The organism is Candidatus Eisenbacteria bacterium, from assembly GCA_035712145.1.
Classification (GTDB): domain Bacteria; phylum Eisenbacteria; class RBG-16-71-46; order RBG-16-71-46; family RBG-16-71-46; genus DASTBI01.
On the sequence record DASTBI010000066.1, the window covers coordinates 1 to 5,027 of the forward strand.

General features: G+C 68.8%; 3 protein-coding genes. All 3 read left to right on the top strand.

What is annotated here, in order from left to right:
• The coding region (locus VFQ05_03975; protein ID HET9325908.1) for a C25 family cysteine peptidase at positions 1-2,106 on the top strand (2,106 nt) is incomplete at its 5' end.
• Entirely contained in the window at positions 2,090-4,000 is a 1,911-nt protein-coding gene (locus tag VFQ05_03980; protein HET9325909.1) for a HEAT repeat domain-containing protein, read from the top strand. The genes VFQ05_03975 and VFQ05_03980, both read left to right, overlap by 17 nt.
• Positions 3,997-5,027 (top strand): hypothetical protein (locus VFQ05_03985; GenBank protein ID HET9325910.1); only part of this gene is annotated, 1,031 nt, incomplete at its 3' end. The genes VFQ05_03980 and VFQ05_03985, both read left to right, overlap by 4 nt.

Here is a 5,027-nt window from a genome sequence, read left to right on the forward strand (position 1 = left end):
TACGACAACTGGAACGCCAAGTTCCTGATGCTGTTCGGCGACGGGAGCGAGGACCCTCAGAACTTCATGGGCGAATCGAGCCCGGACTTCATCCCCGTCCACAAGATCAACGGCCCCGTCGCCATTCAGTTCGGCTACGAGATCATTCCTTCGGACCCTTGGTATGTGTGCATGGAGAACTGCGATCTCGGCGGCGTCGAGCCGGTGCTCCAGGACCTTTTCATCGGTCGTGCTCCGGTGCAGACGCTGGCGGCCGCGCAGGCGGTGGTGGCGAAGCTCGTGGCCTACGAGAACTTCGCGAGCGACCAGATCTGGCGCCAGAGCATCCTGCTCAGCGACGACGACGCGTATTCCGCCGAGACGTTCTTCGGCGGTGGTCCCGCACAGCTCGGCTACTGCTATCGGCCCCCCGAGGTGGTGTTCCGGCAGCTCAACGAGACGGTGGCCACCGTGATCCAGGACGATGCCGGGCTGCAGCAGGCGGTGCTCGACACCTTCCACCTCGACAGCAAGCTCCACAACGTGGCCTGCCACCCGTCGTCTCCGGACTGCACCTGCAAGGACCAGCCGACGGCGCAGCAGATCACCCACAGCAGCATCACGCCCGACCTCATCTCGCGGCTCAACGCCGGGCGGATGTGGTGGAACTTCCAGGGCCACGCCAACGAGTTCGTGCTGGCGCACGAGGATCTCTACATCAACCGCGGCGGTCAGGACGACAAGGACCTCCTGATGAACGACGGGAGGCCGTTCCTGTTCTCGGCCTTCTCCTGCCACGCGAATGCCTTCGCGCGCTTCGGCGACCGCAGCGCCGGCCGCGGACCGGCCCTGGGCGAGGAGATGGCGACGCTGCCCGTGCGAGGCGCCATCGGCAGCTGGGCGTCGACCGGCTACGAGATCCTGCCCTTCAGCGGCACCTCGCACATCAACGTGAGCTGGGCGCGCGCGATGTTCGAGGATCCGCCCCATGATCCCTATCTGGGCCAGGGCGGATCCCGGGTGGTGCTGGGCGAGACCATCGCGCTCGCCTTGGCGCGCTACGTTCCGACCGTCGTGTTCAATCCCAACGAGAAAGGCATCGGGCTCAGCTATCATCTGCTCGGCGATCCGGCCACGCGGCTCTCGATCGGCCCACCCCAGGCGGCGGTGACCGCCAATACGCTGCCCGTGGCCGACGACCAGCCGATCCGGCTTCACACGCTCGGCGACACGCTGCGGCTCGAAGCCGATCTGGTGTCGAACGTGGCGCTCACCTCGATCGCGCTCGAGCGCAACGATCCGAGCGGCACGGTCGTCATCCCGTCGGCGGATTACACGCTGACCCCGGCCTTCCCCGACACCAACGGGGCGAGCGGCGGCCGTCGCTACCACCTGACCTACAGAACGACGCTGCGCCCCGTGTCCTACAGCTACACGTTCGTCACCACCGATCGTTATGGAGTCACCGGCCGCTTCGACGCCGTGTTCCAGTTCCTCTCCCAGCTCCTGCTGAACAACACCGTGCTCGCCGACAACGATCCGGTGCCGCCGAGCGGCAATGTCGCGCTGCGCTTCTTCTCGCCCAAGCCGCTCGTCCCCGCATCGGACCTGATCCTGACGATCAACGGCGTGAACCAGCCGTTCACGGCCGCCCCGGTTCCCGGTGACGCTTCGGGCCGCGAGTGGGTGCTCTCCTGGACTCACGCCCCATACGCGATCGACACCTATAGCGTCGCGCTCTCGGTGGCGGGGGGCGGCACGCACACCCACGTCTTCCGAGTCCTGGTGGGCGGCGGCGAGCTGCAGGTGCAGAACCCGGTCGCCTTCCCCAATCCCTTCGACGAGGAGGGAGGGACGGCTTTCTCGTTCACCCTGGTGTCGGGAGCGCCGGTGGATCTGTTGATCCGCGTGTTCACCACCAACGGAAAGCTGATCTACGAGCGCGACGAGCGGGGACTGACGCCCGGCTATCACCAGCTTCCGTGGGACGGGCGGGACGACGAGGGCGACCTGCTCGCGAACGGCGTGTACGTCTACCGCATGCTGGCGACCAACGGGCCTTCCAAGGCCGAATACATCGGCCGCCTGGTCAAGCTCCGCAAGCCCCATCGTGCCGATACGCAGTGAGCCGCGGGCGCCCTGGGCGCTCGTGGGTCTGTGCGTGCTCCTCGCCGGGGTCGCGCACGCCAAGACTCCGGCGGTTTCCCCGCGGAGCATCGCCATCGCCGAGGACGAGCGGCGCTTCCGGCCCGAGATCGAGCAGGGCCTCAAGGACAAGGATCCCAAGCTCCGGGTGCGGGCCGCGCTCGCCGCCGGACGTCTTCAGGATTCGACCGCGGTGCCGGCGCTCGAGCCCTTGCTGGCCGACGCCAAGCCCGAGGTCAGGCGCGAAGCGGTGTTCGCGCTCGGCCAGATCGGCCATCGCTCCGCACGCGGGATGCTGGAGGCGCGGCTCGCGGACCAGGATCCCGCGGTGGTGGTGCTCGCCACCGAGGCGCTGGGCAAGCTCGGCGACAAGGCCGCGACCGCGAAGATCCTGCCTTCGCTGGCCAGCAAGTCGGCCGAGCTACGGGCGACCACGGCGATGGCGTTGTGGCGGCTGGCCGATTCGACCGCGCTGGCGCCGCTGCTCGCGCACCATCAGGACGCGGATCCCGAAGTGCGCTGGCGGGTGCTGTACGCGCTGGAGAAGATCGTCGCGGGAGGTCGCGTCATCGAGGTGGCCTCGCAGCATCTGGAGGGCGACGCCAGCCCGCGGGTGCGCGCCTACGCCGCCCGGACGCTGGGACGGCAGAAGAGCCCGCGTGCCCATGCGGCTCTGGTCCAGGCGCTCCGGCAACCCGACCTCGCGGTCGTGGTGAACTCCGTTCGCGCGCTCCAGTTCATCGGCGACACCACCTGCACGTCATGCGGGCCGGCGCTGGTGCCCTTGCTCAGGCATCCGCATCCCTACGTGCGCTCGACCGCCGCCGCGGCCCTGGGCGAGCGCTTCGCCTGGCTCGCGGCCGACTCGCTCGCCCAGCAGGCGATGGTGGACTCGCTCGGCGCCCATCTCAGCGATCCGGATGCCGCGACGCGCACGGCGGCGGCGCGCGCGCTGATCGCGATGCGGCCGGATGTGATGCCGACCCCGATCCGGAAGATGATGCTCGACGATCCTTCGATCTACGTCCGCACCGGCGTCATGTCGGCGCTCCGCAATGTGACCACCACGCAGACCTGGCTGGGTTTCTGCAAGCAGCACATGGATGCGAAGCGCCCGCTGTTCGAGCGCATGACGGCCGCCGAGGTCCTGGGAGCGCGCGGGGAGCCGGGGAGCGCGGATCTGCTGCGAGTCGCACTCTCCGACACCACGACGCTGTTCGTCGCCGCCTGCGCGTCGGCGCTGGCCGAGCTGAAGGACACCGGGAGCGTGCCGCGGCTCGCCGCCGTGTACGCGCAGCGGGCCGCCGACGCCGATCCCGATGCGCGCATCGCGATTCGCGACGCGCTGCGCGACCTCGCCGGACGCGCCTATGCCGACAGCATCGAGCGCGCGCACCCGACCCAGAGTTCCAGGCCCCCCAGCTACCCCGGCGATTTCGAGAAGCCGCCGAAGGCGCGCGGCGCGATCCTGCGCACCGACCAGGGCGACATCGAGTGGGCTTTCTACGGGCACGAAGCGCCGCAGACCGTGCGCAACTTCGTGCGGCTCGCGAAGCGGGGCTACTTCGACGGCCGCGCCTTCCATCGGGTGGTGCCCAACTTCGTGATCCAGGACGGCGATCCGACCGGCACCGGCTCCGGAGGCCCCGGCTACACGATCCGCTGCGAGTACAACCAGCTCCGCTATGCGCCGGGGATGGTGGGGATGGCGCTCTCGGGCAAGGACACGGGCGGCAGCCAGTGGTTCATCACCCACTCACCGCAGCCGCACCTCGATGGCCGCTACACGATCTTCGCCCGGGTGGTGAAAGGCATGGACGCGGTGCAGAAGATCGTCCAGGGTGACCACGTGTTCAAGGTGGAGATCCTGGAGTGACCCGCGCGGGCCGGGGCAAACGCCCCGCGGCCGCGCCCGCGACTCTCACGCATCCCGCGGTGCTCGCGGCCATCCTCGCCGCGGCGGCTTCCGTCGTCCTCTCGGTCAGCTTCGCGATCTTCGATCCCGACCTGTTCCAGCATCTGCGGGTCGGCAAGGTGATCTGGAGCACGCACGGCGTTCCGCAGCAGCATCTCTGGACCTGGCCGAGCTATGGCATGCCGGAGGTGCTCCCGTCCTGGCTCTTCCGCGCGCTGATCTGGCCGTTCTGGTCGTCGGGCGGAGTCGTCGGGCTCTTCGTGTGGCGCTGGCTGACCACTTTGCTCGCCTTCGGGCTGATGTGGGCCGTCGCGCGAAGGATGGGCGCCCGTGGCGTGACGCCGCTCGTGGTGATCGCGCTGTGCGCGCTGGTCTATCGCCAGCGCTCCATGGTGCGTCCCGAGACGCTGGTCGTCGTCCTGCTCGCGCTCGAGCTGTGGATCCTCGAGGCCCGCCGCCACGGCGGACCCAGCCGCTGGCCATGGCTCGTCGTGATCGCGTGTCTGTGGGCCAACGCGCACATCTCGTACTACCTCGGCCTCGTCGTGCTGGGGGTGTTCTGGCTGGACGAGATGCTCAGCCGCCGCCGCGCCGCGGGTCCGGCGCTCGGCATCGTCCTGCTGGCGGCGATCGTGGCCTCGTTCCTGAATCCTTTCGGATGGCGCGCGTTGTGGCAGCCCTTCGATTATTTCCTGAACGGCCGCCACGAGGCGATCTTCCAGCTGGTCGGCGAGCTCAAGCCGATCATGTGGCGCCTGAATCTCACCAACGGTCTTCCGCTCCTGTTCGCGGGCTGGCCTTTGCTGATCCTGGGTCGCCTGCTCCAGCGGCGCGTCGATCGCGTCGAAGTCGTGCTGGCATTGATCTTCACCGTGCTCGTCGGCTTCGGGCAGCGCTTCCTCGGCTTCTACGCCCTGATCGCCGCGGCGTACGTGTCGCGCGATCTCTCGGAGGCGCTCGGACGGACGCCTTTGGCCCGGCTTCCCGT